This is a genomic window from Phenylobacterium sp. (assembly GCF_046290725.1).
Lineage (GTDB): Bacteria > Pseudomonadota > Alphaproteobacteria > Caulobacterales > Caulobacteraceae > Phenylobacterium.
Window position 1 is genome coordinate 1,124,979 of sequence record NZ_JBKBUH010000002.1, and the last position, 23,969, is coordinate 1,148,947.

A 23,969-nucleotide genomic window follows, 5' to 3' on the forward strand; every position below is an offset into this window, starting at 1 on the left:
TGGGCGAGAGGGCCTCGAAGCGCACGCTTCGAGGCCTTTTCCGTCGGTTCAGACGCCCAGCCTGGCCTTCAGGAGCTGGTTGACCGCTCCGGGATTGGCCTTGCCGCCGGTGGCCTTCATCACCTGGCCCACGAACCAGCCGATGGCCTGGGGCTTTTCCTTCACCGCGGCGGCCTGGCCGGGATTGGCGGCGATCAGGTCCTCGATGATCTTCTCCAGGGCGCCGGTGTCGGAGACCTGTTGCAGGCCCTGCTTCTCGACGATCTCGCGCGGGGTCCCCTCGCCCGCCCACATGCGTTCGAACACGTCCTTGGCGATCTTGGAGGAGATCACGCCCTCCTCGATCAACTGGACGAGTTCGGCGATGGCCGCGGGCTTGATCGGACTGTCGGCGATCTCGATCCCGCCGGCGGCCAGCTTGGCCGCCAGGTCGTTGGTCACCCAGTTGGCGACCAGCTTCGCGTCCCGCCCCTTGGCGGCTTCCTCGTAGAAGTCGGCCCGGGCCTGGTCGGAGATCAGCACGCCCGCGTCATAGGCGCTGAGCCCATACTGCGACTGTAGGCGCGCCTTCTTGGCGTCGGGCAGCTCCGGCAGGGAAGCCTCGATCTGCTTCACCCAGGCCGGGTCCAGCTCCAGGGGCAGCAGGTCGGGGTCGGGGAAATACCGGTAATCGTGCGCGTCTTCCTTGGAGCGCATGGACCGGGTCTCGCCCTTGTTCGGATCGAAGAGGCGGGTCTCCTGGTCGATCTTGCCGCCGTCCTCGAGGATCTCGATCTGGCGGCGCGCCTCGTACTCGATCGCCTGCTGGATGAAGCGGTAGGAATTGACGTTCTTGATCTCGCAGCGCGTGCCCAGGTGACTGAAATCGCCGGTCTCGCGGAACTTCTCGTAGTCGCCGGGACGGCAGACCGAGACGTTCACGTCGGCCCGGAGGTTGCCCTTCTCCATGTCGCCGTCGCAGGTGCCCAGATAGACGAGGATCGTCCGCAGCTTCTTCACATAGGCCGCGGCCTCGGCCGAGGTGCGCATATCGGGGCGCGAGACGATCTCCATCAGCGCCGTTCCAGCCCGGTTCAGGTCGATGTAGGTGGCGTTGGGGTCCTGATCGTGCAGGCTCTTGCCGGCGTCCTGCTCCAGGTGCAGGCGCTCGATGCGCACGGTGAAGGTGGAGCCGTCGTCGTGCTCGACGATGACCTCGCCTTCCCCGACGATGGGCTGCATGTACTGGCTGATCTGATAGCCCTGCGGCAGGTCCGGAAAGAAGTAGTTCTTCCGTTCGAAGCGGCTCTTCAGATTGATCTGGGCCTTCAGGCCCAGGCCCGTGCGCACCGCCTGCTCCACGCAATGGCGGTTGATCACCGGCAGCATGCCGGGCATGGCCGCGTCCACGAGGCTGACCTGCTCGTTCGGGCCGGCGCCGAAACCTACCGCCGCGCCGGAGAACAGCTTGGCGTTCGAGGCGACCTGGGCGTGCACCTCCAGGCCCAGAACCATTTCCCACGGGCCGGTGCGGCCCTCGATCACCTTGGACGTCTCAGTCATGGGGGGTTACTAGCGCCAGCCGCGGAGGAGCGGAAGCCGGCGCCGCGAAATCCCTTGCACACGGCGCCGCTCGCTGGCGAAATCCGCGCTCGACGCGAACGGGAATGAGGAAACACCCATGAAGATCACGCTTGCCGCGACGCTCGCCGGCGCCGCCCTGGCGTTCGCCGCCGCCCCCGCTTTGGCCGAAAACGCGCACGCCGGCCATGAGGGCCACGCCGAGGCCCCGGCCAAGCTGTCGGCCGAAAACAGCCCCATCGCCGACATCGCCGCCAACGAGGCCGGCAAGGCGGCGCTGGAGAAGAACCTGCCCGGCATCACCAGCCACGAGGCCTACGACCAGTTCAAGGGCATGACGCTGAAGCAGCTGCAGCCCCTGTCCCAGGGCATGATCACCGACGATTCCATCGCCGCTGTGCAGGCCGAGTTGGACAAGATCTGATCTGCGGTCAGCCTTGACAGACAAAAGCCCCGGCCGGCGGCCGGGGCTTTTCTTATGGCGTCACCACCACTTGGCCGGCTTGGCCTTGAAGTCGGCGGCCTTTTCCAGCGCGCCGCCCAGGGAGAACAGCGTCCCCTCGTCCAGCGCCTTGCCGATGAGCTGCAGGCCGAGCGGCAGGCCGTTGGCGTCCACGCCGGCCGGGATGCTCATGCCCGGCAGGCCGGCCAGGTTCACCGTCACGGTGAAGATGTCGTTCAGGTACATGGCCACCGGATCGTCGGCGTTCTCGCCGAGGCCGAAGGCGGCCGAGGGCGCGGTCGGGGTGAGCAGCGCGTCCACCTTCTCGAAGGCCTGGTCGAAGTCGTCGGCGATGCGCCGGCGCACCTTCAGCGCCTTCAGGTAATAGGCGTCGTAATAGCCGGCCGAGAGCACATAGGTGCCGATCAGGATCCGGCGCTTGACCTCGGTCCCGAAGCCGGCGGCCCGGGTGTTCTCATAGGTCTCGATGAGGTTCGCCCCCTCCTCGCGCAGGCCGTAGCGCATGCCGTCATAGCGGGCGAGGTTCGACGAGGCCTCGGCCGGCGCCACGATGTAGTAGGCCGGCAGGGCGTACTTGGTGTGCGGCAGGGAGACTTCGACGATCTCGCAGCCGGCCTCCTTCAGCCAAGCGATCCCCTGCTCCCACAGCTTCTCGATCTCGGCGGGCATGCCGTCGACCCGATATTCCTTGGGGATGCCGATCCGCAGGCCCTTCACCGACTTCCCGACGAAGCTCGGGAAGTCCGGCGTCTCCACCGGCAGGCTGGTGGAATCCTTGGGATCGTGGCCGGCCATGGACCGCAGCAGGATCGCCGCGTCCTCGACCGTGCGCGCGATCGGCCCGGCCTGATCAAGAGAGGATGCGAAGGCGACCACGCCCCAGCGCGAGCAGCGGCCGTAGGTTGGCTTGATCCCCACCGTGCCGGTGAAGGCCGCCGGCTGGCGGATGGAGCCGCCGGTGTCGGTCGCCGTGGCGCCGAGGCACAGCTCCGCGGCCACCGCCGCGGCCGACCCGCCCGAGGAGCCGCCGGGCGTCAGCTTGGCGTTCGAGCCTTCCGAGCGCCAGGGATTCACGACCGGACCGAAGGCCGAGGTCTCGTTGGACGAGCCCATGGCGAACTCGTCCATGTTCAGCTTGCCCAGCATCACCGCCCCGTCGCGCCACAGGTTGGCGGTGACGGTGGATTCGTAGGTCGGGACAAAATTGCCGAGGATGTTGGAACAGGCCGTGGAGCGCACGCCCTCGGTGCAGAAGAGGTCCTTGATCCCCAGCGGCGCCCCGTCCAGCGGCCCGGCCTCGCCCTTGGCCCGGCGGGCGTCGGAGGCCTTGGCCATGTCCAGGGCCTTTTCGGGCGTCTCCAGGATGTAGGCGTTCAGCGAGCGGGCGGCTTCGATGGCTTCCACGTGCGCGCGGGTCAGCTCCTCGGACGAGAAGGCTTTCGACTCAAGGCCTTCCAGCGCGGCCTTCAGGGTCATGGTGGTGAAGGACGACATCTATTCCACCACCTTCGGCACGACATAGAAATTGCCCACGCTCTTGGGCGCGTTGGAGAGCACCTTGGCGGGATCGCCGCCCTCGGTGACCACGTCCTCGCGCATCGGCAGGGTGGCGTGGACGGCGGTGGTCATGGGCTCAACCCCGTCGGTGTCCACCTCGTTCAGCTGCTCGATCCAGTTGAGGATGCCGGTCAGCTCCCGGGCGAGCGGCTCCAGCTTCTCTTCCGGCTCGGCGATACGGGCGAGCCTCGCGACCTTGCGCATGGTCGCGGCGTCGATGGCCATGGGGGCCTCCTGATTGTTCGGGGCACGGGTTAGCCGCGCGGGCCTCCCTTTGACAAGCCATCCCCGCTAAGAGGAGCCATGGCCGTCGTCGACCTGAGCGAACTTCCCGCCCTTCTGCCCCGTTACGGCGCGCTGATCGGCCTGGATCTGGGGGAAAAGACCATCGGGGTCGCGATCTCCGACGCCACCCGCACGGTGGCGAGCCCGCTGGAGCTGATCCGCAAGACCAAGTTCACCGAGGAGGCCAACCGCCTGTTCGCCCTGATTCAGGACCGCGACGCCGCCGGGATCGTCATCGGCCTGCCGGTGAACATGGACGGGACGGAAGGCCCGCGCTGCCAGTCCAACCGCGCCTTCGCCCGCAACCTGCTGCGCCTGCGCGACCTGCCCATCGCCTTCTGGGACGAGCGGATGTCCACCATGGCGGTCAACCGCTTCCTGATCGACGAGGCGGACATGACCCGCGCCCGCCGCGCGGACGTGGTCGACAAGATGGCGGCCGCCTGGATCCTGCAGGGCGCGCTGGAGCGGCTGCGCGCCATCGGAGGCTAGGCGGCCGCTTCGACCCCGGGCTAAGCTCTTCCCCAATCATAGAGCACAGGGAGGGCGGCGCATGAAGGACTTCGCCGGCAAGATCGCGGTCGTCACGGGCGGCGGCACGGGCATGGGCCGCGAACTCGCCCGCCAGCTGGCCGCGGAAGGCTGCAGCGTGGCCATGTGCGACGTCTCGGCCGACGCCATGGCCGAAACCCTTCGGCTCTGCGAGGCCGAGCGCCTGCCCCAGGGCGTTAAGGTGACCGCCCACCGGGCCGATGTCTCCGACGAGGACCAGCTGGTCCGCTTCCGCGACGAGATGGCCGAGCAGCACCAGACCGACCGGCTGCACCTGCTCTTCAACAACGCCGGGATCGGCGGCGGCGGTAGCATGATCGCCGACGACCGCGCCCAGTGGGAGCGGACCTTCAACATCTGCTGGGGCGGCGTCTATTTCGGCGTGCGCACCTTCCTGCCCATGCTGATGGCGGCCGAGGAGGCCCACATCGTCAACACCAGCAGCGTCAACGGCTTCTGGGCCAGCATCGGCCCCAACACGCCGCACACCGCCTATTCCGCCGCGAAGTTCGCGGTGAAGGGCTTCACGGAGGCCCTGATCACCGACCTGCGGGTGAATGCGCCGCACGTGAAGTGCTCGGTGGTGATGCCTGGCCACATCGGCACGCCCATCGTCGCCAATTCCCGCAAGGTGCTGGGCGGCGACGGGGCGCTCACCCCCGAGGACCTCGCCCGCGCCCGGGCGCGGATCGCCGCCATGGGGGTCGACGTCGCCCAGCTGCCGGACGAGGCCATCGCCGCCCTGGTCGCCGAACAGGCCCGGCGCTTCGAGGAGGACGCCCCCACCAGCGCCGCCGAGGCCGCGACCATCATCCTCGACGGCGTGAAGGCCGACCGCTGGCGGATCCTGGTGGGCGACGACGCCCACCGCCTTGACGAGCGCGTGCGCGCCGCGCCGGAGAAGGCCTACGAGCCGGAGTTCTTCCAGGGCTTTGCGGCGGAGGCCAACTGGCGCGTAGCCAACTAAGGCGGCTGCCGGCCTTGGCGCCCGCGCCGCCCTCGCCTATGAGCGGGCTTTAATGAGCGCCGCCCCCACAGGTCTGAACGAGGTCCTCGGCCGGACCTTCCCCTTTCCCAAGCGGCATTTCCTGTCGGTGCTGGACCTCGATCCGGTCGAGGTGACTCGGCTCCTCGATCTCGCCGATTCGTTCGTCGCCCTGAACCGCCAGACCTCGAAGAAGCTCGACCTGCTCAAAGGTCGAACCCTGATGAACCTTTTCTTCGAGAACTCCACCCGCACCCAGAGCTCCTTCGAGCTGGCCGGCAAGCGGCTGGGAGCGGACGTGGTCAATATGAGCCCGCGTTCCTCCTCGATCTCCAAGGGCGAGACCCTGATCGACACGGCGGTGACGCTGAACGCCATGCAGCCGGACCTGCTGGTGGTGCGCCACGCCTCCTCCGGCGCGGCCTCCCTGCTGTCCCAGAAGGTCACCTGTTCGGTGATCAACGCCGGCGACGGCCAGCACGAGCATCCGACCCAGGCCCTGCTGGACATGCTCTCCATGCGCCGCACCTTCGGGCGCATCGCCGGGCTGAAGGTGGCGATCTGCGGCGACGTCCTGCACAGCCGCGTGGCCCGCTCCAACGTCGCCCTCCTGCAGATGATGGGCGCGGAGGTGCGGCTGGTCGGGCCCTCCACCCTGATGCCCGCGCAGGCGGACCGCTGGGGCGCCGCCGTGCACAACGACCTGCGCAAGGGCATCGAGGGCTGCGACGTGGTGATGATGCTGCGCCTGCAGCTGGAGCGGATGGACGGGGTGATGGCGCCGTCCCAGCGGGAATACTTCCGCTTCTACGGCCTGGATCGTGAAAAGCTCGCCCACGCCTCGCCTCAGGTCCGCGTCATGCACCCCGGCCCCATGAACCGCGGCGTGGAGATCGATTCCGACGTGGCCGACGACCTGTCGGTGTCCCTGATCCAGGATCAGGTGGAGATGGGCGTCGCCGCGCGCATGGCGGTGCTGGCGGCCCTGGCGGCGCGGCTGGAAAACGCCTGATGGCGCAGCTCGCCTCCGTCTGCGTGTTCTGCGGCTCCAGCCCCGGCGCCGATCCGGCCTATCGCGCCGCGGCCGAGGCGATGGGGCGCGAGATCGCCGGCCGGGGCCTGCGGCTGGTCTATGGGGGCGCCAAGGTCGGGCTGATGGGCGCGGTGGCCGATGCGGCGCTGGCGGCCGGCGGCGAGGTCGTGGGGATCCTGCCGCACGCCCTCTCCGACAAGGAGATCGCGCACACCGGCCTGACCCGGCTGGAGATCGTCGGCTCGATGCACGAGCGCAAGGCGCGGATGGCCGAGCTGTCCGACGGGTTCGTCGCCCTGCCCGGCGGGGCCGGCACTCTGGAGGAGATCTGCGAGATCTGGACCTGGGCGCAGCTCGGCTTCCACGCCAAGCCCGCCGGTTTCCTGAACGTGCGCGGCTATTACGACGGCCTGCGCTTCTTCGTCGACCATGCGGTGGCCGAGGCGTTCCTGCGGGCTCCGCATCGCGACATGCTGCATTTCCGCGGCGAGGCCGCCGAGCTGCTGGACGCCTTTTCCGCCTATGCCCCGCCGGCGGTCGAGAAATGGATCGGACGACCCGAGCTATGACCCAACGCCCGACCGCCTTCGTAGGCGCCCGCCTGGTGGACCCGGCCTCCGGCTGGGACGGCCCGGGCGCCCTTCTGGTGCAAGATGGGAAGATCGCCGATCTGGCCAAGGGCGGGGAGCTCGGCGCGCTCTCGGCCGACATCGAGGTCGTCGACGCGCGCGGCGCCATGCTGGCGCCGGGCCTGGTCGACCTGCGGGTGAAGACCGGCGAGCCGGGCATGGAGCCCAAGGAGACCCTGAAGTCCGCCGCCCTGGCCGCTGCGGCCGGCGGGGTCACCTCCATCGTCGTGCAGCCCGACACCAACCCGGTGGTGGACGAACCGGCGGTGGTCGACTTCATCCTGCGCCGGGCGCGGGACATCGAGCTGGTTCACGTCTATCCCGCCGGCGCGGCCACCAAGGGGGCCAAGGGCGAGCGGATGGCCGAGATCGGCCTGATGCGCGAGGCCGGCTGCGTCTATGTCACCGACGCCGACCGGCCCATCGTGAATTCCAAGGTGCTGCGCCGCGTGCTGGCCTACGCTAAGGGGTTCGACACCCTCGTGGCCCACCGGCCGGCGGATCCGTGGCTGGCCGCGGGCGCCGCGGCGACCGAGGGCGAGTTCGCCGGCCGCATGGGCCTGCCCAGCGTGCCGCCGGCGGCCGAGAAGATCATGCTGGAGCGGGACCTGGCGCTGGTGGAGCTGACCGGCGCCCGGTTTCTGGTCGATCAGGTGACCACCGCCTGCGCGCTGGAAAGCCTGGCGCGCGGAAAGGCCAAGGGCCTGCCGGTGACCGCCACCACCTCGATCAACCACCTGTCGTTCAACGAGATCGACATCGGCGACTACCGGACCTTCCTGAAGTTCGACCCGCCGGTGCGCAGCGAGGACGACCGGCAGGCGACCATCGAGGCCCTGGCTTCGGGCCTGATCGACATCGTCGTCTCGGCCCACGCCCCTGCGCCCGCCGAGGACAAGCGCCTGCCCTACGACGAGGCGGCCCCCGGCGCGGTGGGCCTGCAGACGCTGCTGCCGGCCCTGCTCGCGCTCCAGGACCGCATCCCGCTTATCGACCTGATGCGAACGGTTACAAGTCGGCCGGCCGAACTGCTGGGCCTGCCCGCCGGGCGCCTCGAAAAGGGCGCGACCGCCGACCTGGTGCTGTGCGACCTCGACGCACCGGTGGTGGTGGACTTGGAAAAGCTGAAGTCCAAGTCCCGCAACTCGCCCTTCGACGGGCGGCGGTTGTTCGGCGAGGTGAAGATGACCCTGGTCGACGGTCGCGTGGTCTATCGCGCCTAAACCCCGCCGGCGCCGGCGAGATAGTCCATCTTGCCGAGGGGAACGCCCTGGTTGCGCAGAACGGCGTAGGCCATGGCGACGTGGAAGAGGAAGTTGGGCAGCGAGAACTGGAAGAGGAAGTCGCGGCCGCTGAAGGTCATGGTCTGGTTGGGGAACTTCAGTTCGATGACCGCCTCTTCCCGGCCGTCCACCTGTTCCCGCCCTACGCTCTCAACGAATTCGATCGTCTTGGCGATGCGCGCCTTCATCTCCTCGTCGGTCGTCTCGGTGTCGGCGAAGCTCGGCGGCGTCAGGCCGGCCAGGCGCGCGGCGGCGCCCTTGGCCGCATCGCTGGCCAGCTGGATCTGGCCGATCAGCGAGTGCATGTCGGGCGCGAGCCGTGCGTCGGCCAAAGTCTTGAGCGGAATGCCGTTGGCCTTGGCGTGGCCTTCGCCCTTTTCCAGGATGGCCGCAAGATTGCGCAGCATCCGCAGATAGCCGGGGATCGAGGCGTCATAGAGCGAAAGGGTCAAGGCGGTCTCCCATAGCCGAGGTTGTGCAGGCCAGATGGGGTGGTCCATGCGCGCCGCAAGTGCGCCCAGCGCATCGATCTTGCCCCCGCCCGGCCCGGCGACTAGGTTTCTCCGCAGTTTTTCGGGGTTTAGCCAACCGGCGATATGACCGACGCAAACGCCTTCAAGGCCCTCGGCAACGAACGCCGACTCCAGATCCTGGCCTGGCTGAAGGACCCGCGCGCCCATTTCCGGCCTCAGGTGGACGGCGATCTGGTGGACGACGGCGTCTGCGCCCTGCTGATCGCCGAGAAGCTGGGTGTCAGCCAGCCGACGCTTTCGGAGCACATGCGGGTTCTGACCCAGGCCGGCCTCGTCACGCCCAAGCGGATCAAGCAGTGGACCTTCTACAAGCGCAATGAGGAGCGGCTTCAGGCCCTGACACGCGCCCTGGCCGAACAAGTCTGAACATCCGCCGTTGAACCTCGCGCCAGGCGAGGCTATAGCCATTGGAACAAAGGGAGAACTCGCATGACCTATCACGGCGGATGCCAATGCGGCGCGGTGGCTTTCGAGGCCGACGGCGAAATCGAGCAGCTGATCGAATGCAACTGCTCGATCTGCAAGCCGAACGGCTATCTCCTGTGGTTCGTGCCGGAAGCGAATTTCCGGCTGCTCACCGACGAGGGCGCGCTCAGCGAATACCGCTTCAACACCCATAAGATCGCCCACCAGTTCTGCTCGACCTGCGGGGTCTCCACCTTCGGCCATGGGCCGGGGACCTACGCCGTCAACGCCCGCACCTTGAAGGACTTCGACGTCGCGAGCGTTCCGATCCAACAGGTCGACGGCGCTTCCCGGTGACGGCGGGCCGCGGCGCAGGTTAGGACTCCCAGGCAGACCGGGGGGAACCGATGCCGACAGACCAGCTCAGCCCTATGCTCATCGCCGCCGCGCTAGCCGGGGGCTACCTCTTGGGCTCCATACCCTTCGGGGTGATCGCCACACGCCTGGGCGGCGCGGGCGACGTGCGCAACATCGGCTCCGGCAACATCGGGGCGACGAACGTGCTGCGCACCGGGCGCAAGGACCTGGCGCTGATCACCCTGCTGGGCGACGGGGGCAAGGGGGCGCTGGCGGTGCTGATCGCCTGGCTTGCGACCCGCCAGGCGAGCGCCGAGATCCAGGCGACCCTGACGGCGCTGGCGGCCGGAGCAGCCTTCCTGGGCCACATCTTTCCGGTCTGGCTGAAGTTCAAGGGCGGCAAGGGCGTGGCCACCTTCTTCGGCACGCTTCTGGCCGCGGCCTGGCCGGTGGGCCTGGCGGCCGGGGCGACCTGGATCGCCATGGCCTTCCTGTTCCGGATCTCGTCACTCGCCGCCCTGACCGCCGCGGCCCTGGCGCCGATCTACGTCTTCCTGCTGGACCGCCCCTATCCGATCGCGGTCCTGGCCCTGTTCATGGCGGTGCTGATCTATCTGCGACACCGGGAGAACATCGCCCGCCTGCTGAAGGGCCAGGAGCCGCGCATCGGCGGCGGCAAAGCCAAGGGCGGCGATAGCGCGTGAGCCGCAAACTGACCGAGGCGGCGCGGCGCGACTGGCTGCGGCTGGCGCGGACCGAGAACATCGGCCCCGTCACCTTTCGGGAGTTGATCGCCCGCTACGGCGAAGCCTCGTTGGCGCTGGCCGCCCTGCCCGACCTCGCCCGTCGGGGCGGGCGGGCCTCACCGCTGGGCGTGCCCAAGGTGGAGGCGGTTCTGGCCGAACTGGAGGCCGGCGAGGCTCTGGGCGCGCGGCTGCTCTGCGCCTGCGAACCCGACTTTCCGCAGATGCTCGCCGCCCTCGACCCGCCGCCGCCGGTGATCTGGGCGCGCGGGAACTTGAGCCTGATGCATCGGCCGGCCGTGGCGGTGGTCGGCGCCCGCGTCGCGTCGGCCGGCGGGCAGCGATTCGCCCGCGGCCTGGCCGCCGACCTCGGCGCGGCGGGCTTCGTGGTGGTCTCGGGCATGGCGCGCGGCGTGGACGGCGCCGCCCACGAAGGCGCGCTGGCCATCGGGACCGTCGCGGTGCTGGGCGGCGGGATCGACGACGTCTATCCGCCCGAGCATCGCGATCTCTACCAGCGCATCGTCGCCCAGGGTTGCGTCGTCTCGGAGAACGCGCCCGGGCGTACGGCGGTCGCCAAGGATTTCCCGCGCCGGAACCGGCTGATCTCCGGCCTCTCCCAGGCCGTGGTCGTGGTGGAGGCGGAGGCCCGCTCTGGCTCGCTCATCACCGCCCGCATGGCGGCCGAGCAAGGGCGCGAAGTCCTGGCGGTGCCAGGATCCCCGCTCGATCCGCGGGCCCGCGGGACGAACGACCTGATCCGTCAGGGCGCGGCTCTCTGCGAGGGCGTGGAGGACGTGCTGCGCGCCCTGGAAGGTTTCGGCGGCCTCGGCGAACCAGAGCGCGCCTTCGCCCCGCCGGTCGCAGCCTCCGAGGGTGAAATCGACGCGGTTCGCGAGCGCGTCGCCGGCCTCCTCTCCCCCACGCCCGTCAGCCGCGACGAGATCGTGCGCGCGGCCGGCGCGCCGGCTCCGGCGGTGATCGCCGCCCTGGTGGAGCTGGCCCTCGCCGGCCGCGCCGAACTGCTGCCGGGCGGACTCGTCGCGGGATGCTGAAACACGCCGCGGTTGACAGCGGCCCGGCCCCGCCCCCACTTTTCGCGCCCCTGAATTCGGGCGGCCTGCAGACCGCCCGGTAGAAAAAGCACGCATGAACGTCGTCGTCGTCGAAAGTCCGGCCAAGGCCAAGACCATCAACAAGTATCTGGGCTCGGGCTACACGGTCCTGGCCTCGTACGGCCATGTCCGCGACCTGCCGGCGAAGGACGGCTCGGTGAAGCCCGACGAGGACTTCGCCATGAGCTGGGACGTCGACGCCAAGTCGGCCAAGCGGCTTTCGGACATCGCCGAGGCGGTCAAGGGCGCCGACCGCCTGATCCTCGCCACCGACCCGGACCGTGAGGGCGAGGCCATCTCGTGGCACGTTCTGGAGGTGCTGCAGAAGAAGCGCGCCCTCAAGGAGGCCAAGGTCCAGCGGGTGGTGTTCAACGCCATCACCAAGTCGGCCGTGACGGAAGCCATGAAGCATCCGCGCGACATCGATATGGAGCTGGTGGAGGCCTATCTCGCCCGCCGGGCGCTGGACTATCTGGTGGGTTTCACCCTCTCGCCGGTGCTGTGGCGCAAGCTGCCGGGCGCGCGCTCGGCCGGCAGGGTTCAGTCGGTGGCCCTGCGGCTGATCGTCGATCGCGAGCTGGAGATCGAGCGGTTCAAGACCCAGGAGTACTGGACGGTCGAAGCCGACGTCTCGGCTGGAGGCGACCCGTTCACCGCCCGTCTCGTCAAGCACGAAGGCAAGCGGCTCTCGAAGTTCGACCTGGGCGATGCGGCCGCCGCCGAGGCCGCCAAGGCCGCCGTCCAGGCCGCCGCCCTGAAGGTGACGGCGGTCGAGAAGAAGCCGGCCCGGCGCACCCCGCCCCCGCCCTTCACCACCTCGACCCTGCAGCAGGAGGCGGCCCGCAAGCTCGGCTTCTCCGCCCAGCGCACCATGCAGGCCGCTCAGAAGCTCTATGAAGGGATCGATATCGGCGGCGAGACCGTGGGTCTCATCACCTACATGCGGACCGACGGGGTCCAGGCCGCGCCGGAAGCCATCGACGAGGCGCGCCAGGTGATCGGCGGCCTCTACGGCCGCGAATACGTTCCCGAGAGCGCCCGGATCTACAAGACCAAGGCCAAGAACGCCCAGGAGGCGCACGAGGCGATCCGGCCCACGAGTCTCGCCCGCAATCCCGGCTCCCTGCGCCTGGAGAGCGACCTTGGCCGGCTCTACGAACTGATCTGGAAGCGAATGATCGCCTCCCAGATGGAGGCCGCGCGCATCGAGCGGACCACCATCGAGCTGGAAAGCGCCGACGGAAAGACCGGCCTGCGCGCCACCGGCCAGGTGGTGTTGTTCGACGGCTACCTGGCCGTCTACGAGGAAGGCCGCGACGACGCCGAGGACGAGGACGGCGGCCGCCTGCCCCAGGTGCGCGAGGGGGCCGAGGCGCGCGTCGCCACCGCCCGCGCCGACCAGCACTTCACCGAGCCGCCGCCGCGCTATTCCGAAGCGAGCCTGGTCAAGAAAATGGAGGAGCTGGGCATCGGCCGCCCCTCCACCTACGCCTCGATCCTGACCGTGCTGCGCGACCGCGCCTATGTGCGGATGGACAAGAACCGCTTCGTGCCCGAGGACAAGGGCCGGCTGGTCACCGCCTTCCTGGAGCAGTTCTTCTCCCGTTATGTGGAGTACGACTTCACCGCGGCGCTGGAAGAGAAGCTCGATCAGGTCTCGGCCGGCGACCTCGATTGGAAGACCCTGCTGCGGGAATTCTGGCAGGGGTTCCAGGCCGCGGTGGGCGAGATCGCAGAGCTGCGGGTCACGCATGTTCTGGACGCCCTCAACGATGCGCTCGGCCCCCACATCTTCCCCGACCGCGGCGACGGGACCGACCCCCGCGCTTGCCCGACCTGCGGGACCGGGCGGCTGTCGCTGAAGACCGGGCGATTCGGCGCCTTCATCGGCTGCTCGAACTATCCGGAATGCCGCTTCACCCGGCCCATCGCCCAATCCGAGGAAGACGCCGCCCAGGAAAGCGGCGACCGCGAGCTGGGCGTCGATCCGGTCACCGGTGAGACCGTGTTCCTGAAGGCCGGACGGTTCGGCCCCTACGTCCAGCTCGGCGAGGGCGACAAGCCCAAGCGCGCCAGCCTGCCCAAGGCCTGGCCGGCCGCGGCCATGGACCTGGAAAAGGCCCTGCGCCTCCTGCGCCTGCCTCGCGAGGTCGGCCCTCATCCCGAGGACGGTCAGCCGATCCTCGCCGGCATCGGCCGCTACGGGCCGTTCGTCCAGCACAACGGCACCTATGCGAACCTGCCGAGCGTGGACGAGGTGTTCGAGGTTGGTCTGAACCGCGCCGTGACCCTGCTGGCCGAGAAGCGCGCCGGCGGCGCCGGCCGCGGCCGCGCGGAGGCCGCGGCCCTGAAGGAGCTGGGCGCCCACCCGGCCGACGGCGCGCCGGTGCGGGTGCTTTCCGGTCGCTACGGCCCCTACATCAAGCACGGCTCGACCAACGCCAATATCCCCAAGGGCAAGGATCCCGCCGAGATCACCCTCGAGGAGGCCCTGGCCCTCATCGCCGAACGCGAAGCCAAGGGCGGAGGCAAGAAGAAGCCCGCCAAGGCTAAGGCCGCCGCCAAGCCCAAGGCCGAGAAGCCGCCCGCCAAGAAGCCAGCCGCGAAGAAGGCGAAAGCCTAAGGCGCGCCATGGATCTGCCTGTCCGGGAGTTCGCCGCCTCGGGCTACAGGTCGCTGCAGCGGATCGTCTATCCAGTCTCGCGGCTGGACGTGCTGGTCGGCGCCAACGGCGTCGGCAAGTCGAACCTCTACCGCGCGCTGGAGCTGCTGCGCGCGGCGGCGGCCAATGGGCTGGGCGCGCAACTGGCGCAGGAGGGGTTGGAAGCCGCGCTGTGGGCCGGTCCCCGGCGCTCCGAGCCGGTGCAGATCGGGCTAGGCGTGACGCTGGCCTCGCCTCACCGCACCGACGCCACGCTCCGCTACGACGTGGCGGTGGGCTTTCCTCCGCCGACCGCCGCCGCGTTTCAGCTCGAACCGCAGATCAAGACCGAACGCCTGACTCATGCGACGTCGCAGCGGAAGGTCGTGCTGGCGGAGCGTGACGGCCCCTCGGTAATGGCGCGCGGCGAAGACGGCCGGCCTGCGACGGTGGAGATCGACCTGCTGGCGTCCGAGACCATGCTTGGGCGCCTTGAGGATCCATCTCGCTATCCCGCGCTCGATCTACTCCGGCGGACTCTGCTGGAGTGGCGGTTCTATCACGACCTGCGGACCGACCCGGGCTCGCCGCTGCGGAGGCCCTGCACGGCCGTGGCCGCGCCCAACCTGGCCTCCGACGGCTCGAACCTGGCGGCGGTCTTCGCCACCCTGGCGCACATCCGCGGCGACACCGCCGAACTGGACGCGCTGATCGAACGCGCCTTTCCCGGGGCGAAGCTCGTCGTCCCGACGCCGGACGCAACGGCGAGCTTCGGGCTACGCCTGCCGGACTTTCCCAGGCGGGTGTTCGACGCCGCGGAGCTCTCCGACGGCACTCTGCGATTCCTCGCCCTGGCCGGCGCCCTGATGGCCTATCGCCTGCCGCCCTTCGTGGCCCTGAACGAGCCGGAATCCAGTCTGCATCCAGACCTGATGGAGCCGCTCGGTGCGCTGATCGCCAAGGCTTCGGAACGCACCCAGGTCTGGCTCGTCACGCACTCCGAGCGCTTGGCGGCCGCGGTGGAAGCGAGCGGTGCAGGCGCGGTGCGCACGGTGCTGAAACGGAACGGCGCCACCGCCATCGAAGGCCTAACTCCGTTTGGCGCCTTCCGCGACGACGAGGATTGAAGCTGCGACGGCTTCGATCTGCGCACGCGAGGACGATTTCCGCGTTATAGGGGCTCATGGCACGACCCCGCACGCCCAAGGCCGAGCGATTCGCCGCCGGAAAGAAGCCCGCCCAGGGCCTGCCGGACCGCGAGACTCTGTTGAAGTACATCCGCGAGGCTGGGGAAACCGACCGCGGCGAGATCGCCCGCGCCTTCAGCCTGAAAGGCGCCGACCGGCGGGCCCTGCGCGAGATGCTGAAGGAGCTGGAAGAGTCCGGCGCGCTCGGCCGCCGCGGCCGCAAGGGCGTGGCCGAGCCCAGCGCCCTGCCTGAGGTCGGCGTCGCCGATGTGGTGGAGCGGGATCCGGACGGTGAATTGCTGGTCCAGCTGACCCGCGCCGAGGACGCCCCTCTCGTGCGGTTGGCCCCGGATCGCCGCGAGGCGGTCGGTGGCGCGCCCGGCCTGGGCGACCGGCTGCTGGTGCGGTTCACGACCCTGGAGAGCGGAGAGCCGGAGGCGCGGCTCATCAAGCGGCTGGGTCAGAGCGCCCACCGGATCCTGGGCGTGGTGCGCAAGGCGCGGCGCGAGGTGCGGATCGAGCCGGTGGACCGCCGCTCGAAGGAGAGCCTGATGCTGTCGCCCGGAGAGGGCGAAACCCTACGCGACGGCGATCTGGTGCTGGCCCAGGTGGGACTGCAGGAGCGCCGCTACGGCCCCAAGCGGGGCAAGATTCTGGAAGTGGTGGGCCGCGAGGACCAGCCGCGCGCCGCCTCCCTGATCGCCATCCACGCCCACGGCATTCCCACCGGCTTCTCCCAGGCCGCGGAGGCGGAGGCCGAAGCGGCCGAGCCCCCAACCCTCTCGGGCCGGGAGGATCTTCGCGACATCCCGTTGATCACCATCGATCCGCCGGACGCGCGCGATCACGACGACGCGGTCTATGCGCAACCCGATCCAGACCCAAAGAACGAAGGCGGCTGGATCGTCTGGGTCGCCATCGCCGACGTAGCGGCCTATGTGCGGCCAGGCTCGGCCCTCGACAAGGAAGCCCGCGACAAGGGCAATTCCACCTATTTCCCGGACCGGGTGGAGCCGATGCTGCCCGAGCGGCTGTCGGCCGGCCTGTGCTCCCTCCGCCAGGGGGAGAACCGCGCCTGCCTGGCCGTGCGGATGGTGTTCGACAGTACGGGCAAGAAGCGCAGCCATCGGTTCGTGCGCGGGCTGATGCGGTCCGCCGCCAAGCTTTCCTACGAGCAGGCCCAGGCCGCCGTCGACGGCTTTCCCGACGACCACGCCAACCCGCTGCTGGAGCCGGTGCTGAAGCCGCTCTGGGCGGCCTACGCGACCATGCTGAAAGGCCGGCGCGCCCGTTCGCCGCTGGCCATCGAGAGCCAGGAGCGCAAGATCGTCATCAGCCCTGAAGGCGAAGTGGTCTCCATCCAGCCCCGCGCCTCGCTGGAAGCGCACCGGCTGATCGAGGAGATGATGGTCCAGGCCAATGTCTGCGCCGCCGAGACCCTGGAGCAGAAGAAGACGCCGCTGATCTACCGGATCCATGACGCGCCCAGCCAGGAGAAGCTGCAGTCGCTGGCCGAATTCCTCCAGACCCTGGGCGTCAACTGGAGCAAGGGGGAGGCCCCACGCACCGACCGGTTCAACCGGCTGCTGGACGAGATGCGGGAAGGTCCGCATGCGGCCATCGTCAACGAAGTGGTCCTTCGCACCCAGATGCAGGCCATCTACGCGGTGGAGAACATCGGCCACTTCGGGCTGAACCTCGATCGCTATGCGCACTTCACCTCGCCGATCCGGCGCTATGCCGACCTGATCGTGCACCGGGCGCTGATCCGGGCGCTTGGCTTCGGCGATGACGGCCTGACCGACCGCGACGTCGCTCAGCTGCGCGACACCGCCGAGCGGATCAGCTTCGCCGAGCGTCGCTCGATGGCCGCCGAGCGCGATGCGACCGACCGCTATGTCGCCGCCTTCCTGGCCGACCGGGTCGGCGCCGACTTCCAGGGCCGGATCACCGGCGTGACGCGGTTCGGCCTGTTCATCCGGCTGGAGGAGACCGGCGCCGACGGCCTCGTCCCGGTCTCAAACCTGGGCGGCGAGTACTTCTTCCACGACGACCGCGCCCACGCCCTGGTCGGCGAGCGCACCGGCCGGCGCTGGCCGCTGGGCATGTCCGTCGAAGTGCGGCTGAAAGAGGCGACGCCCCTGACCGGCGGCCTGCTGTTCGAGATGCTGAGCGAGCCGCTGCCCGCCGATCCCACGGCGAGCCGCCCCCGGTTAGGAGTGCGCGACCGCGCCTTCGCCGGCCCCAGGCGCGGCCGGATCGGGAAAAGCGGCGGACGCCGGGGACGCTGACGCCCTCAGGCGGCGTGGGCGATCACCTTGTTGCGGCCAGAGGCCTTGGCCTCATAGACCGCCTCGTCGGCGCGCTTCAACAGGGCTTCAGGCCGATCTTCGGCGCCCAGCGTGGCCGCGACGCCGATGGAGATCGTCACGGTCAGCAGCTCCGAGCCGCCCATCACACGGAAAGGCGAGCCGGCCACATGCAGGCGGATCCGCTCGGCGATCCGTTCGGCGTCGGCCAGCCGAGTGTCGGGCATGATCACCACGAACTCCTCGCCCCCGTAGCGGCAGGGCAGGTCGACGGCGCGGACGTTCGAGGCGAGCCGCACGGCGAACTCCCGCAGCACCTCGTCGCCGACGTCGTGGCCATAGCCGTCGTTGATCATCTTGAAGTGGTCGATGTCGATGACGAGCGCCGCCACCTGGTCGCCGCCGTGGGCGGCGCGCTTCACCAGGGCCTCGAGCTGGCCGGACATGTAGCGCCGGTTGTGCAGGCCGGTGAGTTGGTCGGTGACGGCCAGCTCCAGCGAGTGGTCGAGATTGTCGCGCAGGTAATCGGTATAGCGCTTGCGCCGGATCTGGGTGCGCGCCCGGGCGGCCAGCTCCTGCGGGTCGATAGGCTTGGAGAGGATGTCGTTGACGCCGATCTCAAGCGCCTTCACCAGGCGTGGGCGCTCGTCATAGTCCACCACCGCCAGGATCGGCAGGTTGCGGGTGGCCTCGTCCGACCGCAGGTGGGCGGCGAAGCGTAGTCCGTCGAAAGAGCGCGCCGTGGCGTTGACGATCACCAGGTCCACCGGGCCGCGGACGGCGATCAGCGCCTTCTCCGGATCGGTCTCCACCACGGGCCGATGCTCGATGGACAGCTCGGCGGCGACTCGCTGGGCCTGGCGCTCGTGATCGTCGACAATCATCACCCGACCGCCCGTGCCGCCCAGGCGCGCCGCGGCGCCGGCGATCACGCCCATCCGCCGGCCCGAGGCCTCGCGCTCGCGCAGCTCGTCAATGACCATCTTCAGGCGCGTCAGGCTGCGCACCCGGGCGAACAGCATGACGTCGTCGATGGGCTTGGTGAGAAATTCGTCGGCCCCGGCCTCCAGCCCCGCGATGCGGTCGGCCCGCCCGTCGAGGGCGGTGACCAGAACGACCGGGACGTGGCGCGTCTCCGGATCGTCCTTCAGCCGACGGCAGACCTGGAAGCCGTCCATGCCCGGCATCATCACGTCCAGCAAGACGATATCGGGCTTCTCGGCCGCGGCGATAGCGAGCGCCGTCGGCCCGTCGTACGCCGTCAGCACCTCGTAGTACTCGGCCGTCAGCTTGGCTTCGAGGAGGCGGACATTCGCCTCGATGTCGTCGACGACCAGAATACGTGCGGTCATTGGCTCAACTCAAAAGGCGCCGGATCGTGTCCAGGAAGTGGGACACCGAGATCGGTTTGGAAATATAGGCCTCGCACCCCCCCTCACGGATGCGCTCCTCATCGCCCTTCATGGCGAAGGCGGTGACGGCGACCACAGGGATCGAGGCCAGCTCGTCGTCTTCCTTCAGCCACTTGGTGACCTCCAGCCCTGAGATTTCCGGGAGCTGGATATCCATGAGAATCAGGTCCGGGCGGTGTTCGCGGGCGAGCGCCAGCGCCTGCAGCCCTTCGCGGGTCTGCAGGGTCTCATAGCCTTGAGCATCGAGCAGATCATGAAAGAGCTTCATGTTCAGCTCGTTATCCTCGACGATGAGGACCTTCTTGGCCATTGTCGTCTCAACAATGCTACGAGCCCGCGGAGAATCGTCCGCTCGCCCCACCTTTGAGCCTTGATCCCACGGATATCCTTAAACTCGCGTTAGTCGAAGAACGCCGCTTGACCGATCAGCCTCCTGTCGTCCGAACCGTCCGCGCCCCCGACCTGCAAAGCCTCGGGATCGATCCCGCCCGCCCGCTCCTACTGGTCGACGTCGACGAGGTGCTGGGCCTCTTCATGGAGGGGTTCGGCCGGTTCCTCGCCGACCAGGGTCTGGAGTTCCGCGTCGACCGCTTCGCCCTCTTCCAGAACATCTATCGCCCCGGCGAAGACACGCACCTGGCGGTGGAGGAAGGGCGACGCCTGTTCGACACCTTCTTTCGGGAGGCCTGCTCCGACATGACGCCGGCGCCCGGCGGGCCGGAGGCCCTGCGCGCGCTCTCGAACAAGGCCGGCGTGGTGATCCTGACCAACGCCCCGGATCACGGCCGCTTGGCGCGTGCGCGCTGGCTGGGCCGTACGGGCCTGGACTACCCCCTGGTTCTGAACAGCGGACTCAAAGGGCCCGTGGCGGCGGAGCTCGTCGCTCAGGTGCGTGCGCCGGCGGTGTTCGTCGACGACCTGATCCCCAACCTCGACTCGGTCATGGAGCACGCGCCGGAGGTGGCGCGCTTCCAGATGGTGGCCGATCCGCGCCTGCGCCCGCTGGCCCCCAGCGCGCCCGACCGCCACCGGCGCATCGACGACTGGACCGAGCTGCGCGCCGCCATCGAGGACGTGCTGGCTTAAGGGTTCGCCGCCGCGTAGGCGTCGATCTCCGCCAGGCGCCGGTCGATCTCGGCCGGTTCGAGGAAGGAGCCGGTGAAGCTGTTGCGGGCGAGAGTCACGAGATCGTCTCGTGTCAGCCCGACGGCCTTGGCGGTCGCGATCCAGTTCTCCCCCAGATAGCCGCCGAAATAGGCCGGATCGTCGGAATTGATCGTCGCCTTGAGCCCCAGATCGAGCATCCGCTTCAAGGGGTGGTTCTTGAGGTCGTCCACCACGCAGAGCTTCAGGTTCGAGAGCGGGCAGACGGTGAGCGTCATCCCCTCGCGCGCCAGCCGCTCGACCAGGACGGGATCCTCGAGCGAACGGTTGCCGTGGTCGATGCGGTCGACGCCGAGAAGGTCCAGCGCCTCGTGCACGTAGTCCGGCGGCCCTTCTTCGCCCGCGTGGGCCATCAGCTTCAGCCCCCGCTCGCGCGCCGCCTTGAACACCCGCACGAACTTGGACGGCGGATGGCCCACTTCGGAGGAATCGAGCCCCACGCCGACGATCCGGTCGAGATAGGGCTCGGCCTGGCGCAGGGTTTCGAAGGCCGCCTCTTCGGACAGGTGCCGCAGGAAACAGAGGATGAGCTTCGAGGTGATCCCAAGCTCCCGTTCGGCCTGCGCCATGCCGGCCAGCAGGCCGTCGGCGACCACGGCGAAGGGCACCCCGCGGTCGGTGTGGGTCTGGGGATCGAAGAAGATCTCGGCATGGCGCGCCCCGTCGGCCGCCGCCCGTCGGAAATAGGCGAGCGCCAGGTCGCGGAAGTCCTCTTCGGTCAGCAGCACCTGGGCGCCCTGATAGTAGATGTCGAGGAAGTCCTGCAGGTTGGAGAAGGCGTAGGCCGCTCGCACCTCCTCCACACTGGAGAACGGCAGGGCGATCCGGTTTCGCCGGGCGAAGGCGAACATCTGCTCGGGCTCGAGGCTGCCCTCGATGTGCAGGTGGAGCTCGGCCTTGGGCAGGCCGCGGATGAAGGTGTCCAGCGCGCTCATGGCGCCATCTCCGGACCGTGGGAGCGGAACGTCAAGGCTTGCGACGGCTCCGCGGCTTCCTGCGGGGCGGAAGCTTGCGCTTTTCGACCACCACTGCGCCCGCGGTCGCGCCCTTTCGCTTCGGGCGCGGCTTCTTGGCGGCGCGAGCCTTGGCGGCGGCCACCTCCTCGCGCGCGGCGGGATTGCTCCGCCGTACGTGCTTCGGGGGCTTGAGCTTCTGGCGCTTGCGGGCCTCGACGTCCTGCCGCAGCGCCTCCTCCCGGGTTTGGGCGGTCCGGGCGGTCAGCACGTGGATCTGCGCCCGCAGCCGATGCTTGCGCCCGCTGAGCGAAGAGGCGGCGTAGATGTTGGCGTTCCACCCGATCAGGGTGGAAGCGCCCCGGTACGATCCCTTGGACATGCGCGATCAGGCCCCGCCCGGCGGCGCGGCGGCCTTCCCGCTCATGAGTCGATGGACGCCGGATCGCATGGGTGTTGAACTCCACCGCGAAGCGGAACAAATCAAGACCTCATGATCCGGATCGGGGTGGATTTCGGCGGGACCAAGATCGAGGCCGCGGCGCTGGACGCCGAGGGCAGGTTCCTGGCGCGCGTGCGACGGCCCTCGCCGCGGGAATACGAACTGGGGCTGGAAGCGGTGCGCGAGGTCGTGGCCGAGGCCGAGCGTCAGTCCGGGGCCAGGGTTGGGCGGATCGGCGTGGGCGGCCCAGGCTCGCCCTCCCCCGCCACCGGCCTGATGCGCGGCTGCAATTCGACCGAGTTGAACGACCGCCCCTTCCCCGCCGACCTCGCCCGGGTGCTGGAGCGGCCGGTGCGCTACGCCAACGACGCCAACTGCCTGGCGCTTTCCGAGGCCATCGATGGAGCGGGCGCCGGGGTCGAGGTTGTGTTCGCCGCCAACCTCGGAACCGGCTGCGGCGGCGGGGTGACGGTGGGCGGCCGTCTCGTCGAGGGCCGCAATCGGTTCGCCGGCGAGTGGGGGCACATGCCGCTGCCCTGGCCAACCGCAGCGGAGTATCCCGGTCCCGCCTGCTGGTGCGGCCGGCGAGGCTGCCTGGAGCTCTGGATCTCCGGGCCTGGCCTGCAGCGGGACCACGGCGCCGACCTCACCGGACAGGAGATCGTCGCGGCCGCCCGGACAGGCGACGCCGCGGCCGCCGCGGCGCTGGATCGGTATATTGACCGCCTGGCCCGCGGATTGGCGGTCATCTGCGACGTGATCGACCCGGACGTGATCGTGCTGGGCGGCGGCATGTCGAATGTCGACGAACTCTATGCGCGCCTGCCCGCCGCCATTGCGCCGCACGTCTTCTCCGATGTCTTCACCACGCCCGTGGTCCGCCCGCTGCATGGCGATTCCTCGGGCGTGCGGGGCGCAGCCTGGCTCTGGCCCCTGGAGCCATGAGCGCCTTCTGCCGCGACTGCTTCGCCCGCGGCGACTTCGTCCGCCGCTGTCCCACTTGCGGCTCGCCCCGCGTGGTGGCGCACACGGAACTTGAGACGCTCTCCATCGCCCACATGGACTGTGACGCCTTCTACGCGACGGTGGAGAAGCGGGACGATCCCAGCTTGCGGGACAAGCCGGTGATCGTCGGCGGCGGCAAGCGCGGGGTGGTCACCACCTGCTGCTACATCGCCCGCATCTCCGGCGTCCGCTCGGCCATGCCGATGTTCAAGGCGCGGCAGCTCTGCCCGCAGGCGGTGATCGTCAAGCCGGACTTCCAGAAGTACCGGGCTGAAAGCCGGCGGATCATGGAGATGGTCCGGGCGCTCACGCCGCTCGTCCAGCCGCTCTCGCTCGACGAGGCCTGGATGGACCTTTCCGGCACCGAACGCCTGCACGGCGCGCCGCCGGCCTTGACCTTGGCCAAACTCCAGGCGCGCATCGAGGCGGAGGTGGGGATCACCGTCTCCATCGGCCTAGCGCCCAACAAGTTCCTGGCCAAGGTGGCGTCGGACCTCGACAAGCCGCGCGGCTTCTCCGTGATCGGGGCGGCGGAGGCCCGCGCCTTCCTCGCCCCGCGGCCGGTAGGGCTGATCCCCGGGGTGGGGCCGGCCATGGTGCGCTCGCTGGAGGGGGCCGGCTATCGCACGGTGGGCGACCTGGCCCGCGCGGAGCCGAAAGTGCTGGCGAAGGCGTTCGGCGCGCATGGCCTGCGCCTGCACGACCTGGCCCACGGCCGCGACAATCGGCCGGTGAATCCCAACGAGGGCCGCAAGGGCATCAGCGCCGAGACCACCTTCAACGAGGATCTGAGAGGGCTGCCGGAGCTGGAGGATCAGCTCGCCTGGCTCTGCGACAAGGTCGCCCGTCACGCCCGTGCGAACGGCCTAGCCGGCCGCGTGGTGACCCTGAAGCTGCGCGGCGCGGACTTCCGCATCCTCACCCGCCGGAGGGCCATCGCGGTTCCGACCCAGACAGCCAGGACGCTGTTCGCGGTCGGCCGGGACCTCCTCGCCAAGGAGGCGGACGGCCGCCCCTGGCGGCTGATCGGGATCGGCCTGGCGGAGCTGGTGGGCGCCGATGCGGTGGAGCACGACCTGTTCGCCGACGGCGAACGCCGGGCGCTGCTCGGCGAAAAGACCGCCGACTCACTACGGGCGCGATTCGGCCCCAGCGCGGTGACCTCGGGCCGCGCCCTGCGCGCCAAGGCCTCTCCCGAGGATTGACCGGCGAGGCCTGCGGCGCCCGCCTGCGTGGCAAAAACGCCCATCCGGAACGGCCGCGGCTTCTCGCCGCCATTTGCACCCTTCCAAAGGCGCATCTTTTTCATATCTAATTCGTAGATAGAGCGGGCCACACGTCCGCCCAGGAGACCTG

General features: G+C 69.4%; 24 protein-coding genes. 16 read left to right on the plus strand and 8 right to left on the minus strand.

From position 1 onward, the window contains the following. Positions 1-48: 48 nt before the first annotated feature. Complete coding sequence (gene gatB / locus ACK41C_RS16785; protein ID WP_409656541.1) at positions 49-1,542, minus strand: Asp-tRNA(Asn)/Glu-tRNA(Gln) amidotransferase subunit GatB; 1,494 nt, start codon at positions 1,540-1,542, stop codon at positions 49-51. Positions 1,543-1,660: 118 nt separating this feature from the next. On the opposite strand from gatB, the gene ACK41C_RS16790 reads away from it, so the two are divergent. Then, positions 1,661-1,984, plus strand: a complete 324-nt coding sequence (locus ACK41C_RS16790; protein ID WP_409656543.1) for a hypothetical protein — start codon at positions 1,661-1,663, stop codon at positions 1,982-1,984. Positions 1,985-2,044: 60 nt separating this feature from the next. Here ACK41C_RS16790 and gatA read toward each other — a convergent pair whose 3' ends face one another. Together gatA and gatC are read right to left on the minus strand one after the other, a co-directional pair. Then, positions 2,045-3,517, minus strand: coding sequence for an Asp-tRNA(Asn)/Glu-tRNA(Gln) amidotransferase subunit GatA (gene gatA / locus ACK41C_RS16795; protein WP_409656545.1), 1,473 nt, complete (start codon positions 3,515-3,517; stop codon positions 2,045-2,047). Continuing rightward, positions 3,518-3,805, minus strand: coding sequence for an Asp-tRNA(Asn)/Glu-tRNA(Gln) amidotransferase subunit GatC (gatC, locus tag ACK41C_RS16800; protein WP_409656547.1), 288 nt, complete (start codon positions 3,803-3,805; stop codon positions 3,518-3,520). A gap of 78 nt (positions 3,806-3,883) precedes the next feature. Between gatC and ruvX the strand changes: the two genes are divergently transcribed. From ruvX to pyrC, 5 genes are all read left to right on the plus strand, one after another. Continuing rightward, the gene (gene ruvX, locus ACK41C_RS16805; RefSeq protein ID WP_409656549.1) at positions 3,884-4,357 is read left to right on the plus strand and encodes a Holliday junction resolvase RuvX; all 474 of its coding nucleotides are present in this window, start codon (positions 3,884-3,886) and stop codon (positions 4,355-4,357) included. A gap of 61 nt (positions 4,358-4,418) precedes the next feature. Continuing rightward, a complete protein-coding gene (locus ACK41C_RS16810) occupies positions 4,419-5,384 on the plus strand; it encodes an SDR family oxidoreductase (protein ID WP_409656551.1) in 966 nt (321 codons plus the stop codon). A 52-nt stretch (positions 5,385-5,436) separates the two neighbouring features. Further along, on the plus strand, positions 5,437-6,414 hold the full coding sequence (locus tag ACK41C_RS16815) for an aspartate carbamoyltransferase catalytic subunit (protein WP_409656553.1): 978 nt from the start codon (positions 5,437-5,439) through the stop codon (positions 6,412-6,414). Beyond that, entirely contained in the window at positions 6,414-7,004 is a 591-nt protein-coding gene (locus tag ACK41C_RS16820) for a TIGR00730 family Rossman fold protein (protein WP_409656555.1), read from the plus strand. Before ACK41C_RS16815 ends, ACK41C_RS16820 begins: the two co-directional genes overlap by 1 nt. Beyond that, a complete protein-coding gene (pyrC, locus tag ACK41C_RS16825) occupies positions 7,001-8,287 on the plus strand; it encodes a dihydroorotase (protein WP_409656557.1) in 1,287 nt (428 codons plus the stop codon). Before ACK41C_RS16820 ends, pyrC begins: the two co-directional genes overlap by 4 nt. On the opposite strand, the gene ACK41C_RS16830 is transcribed toward pyrC, so the two are convergent. Beyond that, the gene (locus tag ACK41C_RS16830) at positions 8,284-8,799 is read right to left on the minus strand and encodes a DUF1993 family protein (protein WP_409656559.1); all 516 of its coding nucleotides are present in this window, start codon (positions 8,797-8,799) and stop codon (positions 8,284-8,286) included. The genes pyrC and ACK41C_RS16830 overlap by 4 nt on opposite strands. Positions 8,800-8,943: 144 nt before the next feature. On the opposite strand from ACK41C_RS16830, the gene ACK41C_RS16835 reads away from it, so the two are divergent. The 7 genes from ACK41C_RS16835 (at position 8,944) to rnr (ending at position 17,619) form a co-directional block, all read left to right on the plus strand. After that, positions 8,944-9,246, plus strand: coding sequence for an ArsR/SmtB family transcription factor (locus tag ACK41C_RS16835; RefSeq protein WP_409656561.1), 303 nt, complete (start codon positions 8,944-8,946; stop codon positions 9,244-9,246). A 63-nt stretch (positions 9,247-9,309) separates the two neighbouring features. Beyond that, positions 9,310-9,642 carry a GFA family protein gene (locus ACK41C_RS16840; protein WP_409656563.1) on the plus strand — a complete coding sequence of 111 codons (333 nt, stop codon included), beginning with the start codon at positions 9,310-9,312 and terminating at the stop codon, positions 9,640-9,642. A 50-nt stretch (positions 9,643-9,692) separates the two neighbouring features. Beyond that, positions 9,693-10,346: a glycerol-3-phosphate 1-O-acyltransferase PlsY gene (gene plsY / locus ACK41C_RS16845; RefSeq protein WP_409656565.1), complete on the plus strand. Its 654-nt coding sequence runs from the start codon at positions 9,693-9,695 to the stop codon at positions 10,344-10,346. After that, positions 10,343-11,440, plus strand: coding sequence for a DNA-processing protein DprA (dprA, locus tag ACK41C_RS16850; RefSeq protein ID WP_409656567.1), 1,098 nt, complete (start codon positions 10,343-10,345; stop codon positions 11,438-11,440). The genes plsY and dprA overlap by 4 nt, the downstream gene beginning before the upstream one ends. Before the next feature lie 94 nt (positions 11,441-11,534). Then, positions 11,535-14,123 (plus strand): type I DNA topoisomerase, encoded by a 2,589-nt coding sequence (topA, locus tag ACK41C_RS16855; RefSeq protein ID WP_409656569.1) that lies wholly within the window; start codon positions 11,535-11,537, stop codon positions 14,121-14,123. Positions 14,124-14,131: 8 nt separating this feature from the next. Further along, entirely contained in the window at positions 14,132-15,268 is a 1,137-nt protein-coding gene (locus tag ACK41C_RS16860; protein WP_409656570.1) for an AAA family ATPase, read from the plus strand. 56 nt (positions 15,269-15,324) lie between these two features. After that, a complete protein-coding gene (rnr, locus tag ACK41C_RS16865) occupies positions 15,325-17,619 on the plus strand; it encodes a ribonuclease R (RefSeq protein WP_409656572.1) in 2,295 nt (764 codons plus the stop codon). 5 nt (positions 17,620-17,624) lie between these two features. On the opposite strand, the gene ACK41C_RS16870 is transcribed toward rnr, so the two are convergent. Continuing rightward, positions 17,625-18,989 (minus strand): PleD family two-component system response regulator, encoded by a 1,365-nt coding sequence (locus tag ACK41C_RS16870; RefSeq protein ID WP_409656574.1) that lies wholly within the window; start codon positions 18,987-18,989, stop codon positions 17,625-17,627. A gap of 4 nt (positions 18,990-18,993) precedes the next feature. After that, positions 18,994-19,359 carry a response regulator gene (locus ACK41C_RS16875; protein ID WP_409656576.1) on the minus strand — a complete coding sequence of 122 codons (366 nt, stop codon included), beginning with the start codon at positions 19,357-19,359 and terminating at the stop codon, positions 18,994-18,996. Between the two features lie 107 nt (positions 19,360-19,466). On the opposite strand from ACK41C_RS16875, the gene ACK41C_RS16880 reads away from it, so the two are divergent. Further along, complete coding sequence (locus ACK41C_RS16880; protein ID WP_409656578.1) at positions 19,467-20,135, plus strand: hypothetical protein; 669 nt, start codon at positions 19,467-19,469, stop codon at positions 20,133-20,135. Here the strand turns inward: ACK41C_RS16880 and ACK41C_RS16885 are convergent. Further along, positions 20,132-21,148 (minus strand): adenosine deaminase, encoded by a 1,017-nt coding sequence (locus tag ACK41C_RS16885; RefSeq protein WP_409656579.1) that lies wholly within the window; start codon positions 21,146-21,148, stop codon positions 20,132-20,134. The genes ACK41C_RS16880 and ACK41C_RS16885 overlap by 4 nt on opposite strands. Positions 21,149-21,179: 31 nt before the next feature. Next, positions 21,180-21,548, minus strand: coding sequence for a hypothetical protein (locus ACK41C_RS16890; protein ID WP_409656581.1), 369 nt, complete (start codon positions 21,546-21,548; stop codon positions 21,180-21,182). 111 nt (positions 21,549-21,659) lie between these two features. Between ACK41C_RS16890 and ACK41C_RS16895 the strand changes: the two genes are divergently transcribed. Together ACK41C_RS16895 and ACK41C_RS16900 are read left to right on the plus strand one after the other, a co-directional pair. Beyond that, positions 21,660-22,553, plus strand: a complete 894-nt coding sequence (locus ACK41C_RS16895) for an ROK family protein (protein ID WP_409656583.1) — start codon at positions 21,660-21,662, stop codon at positions 22,551-22,553. Next, on the plus strand, positions 22,550-23,818 hold the full coding sequence (locus ACK41C_RS16900) for a DNA polymerase IV (RefSeq protein WP_409656585.1): 1,269 nt from the start codon (positions 22,550-22,552) through the stop codon (positions 23,816-23,818). Before ACK41C_RS16895 ends, ACK41C_RS16900 begins: the two co-directional genes overlap by 4 nt. Positions 23,819-23,969: the final 151 nt, after the last annotated feature.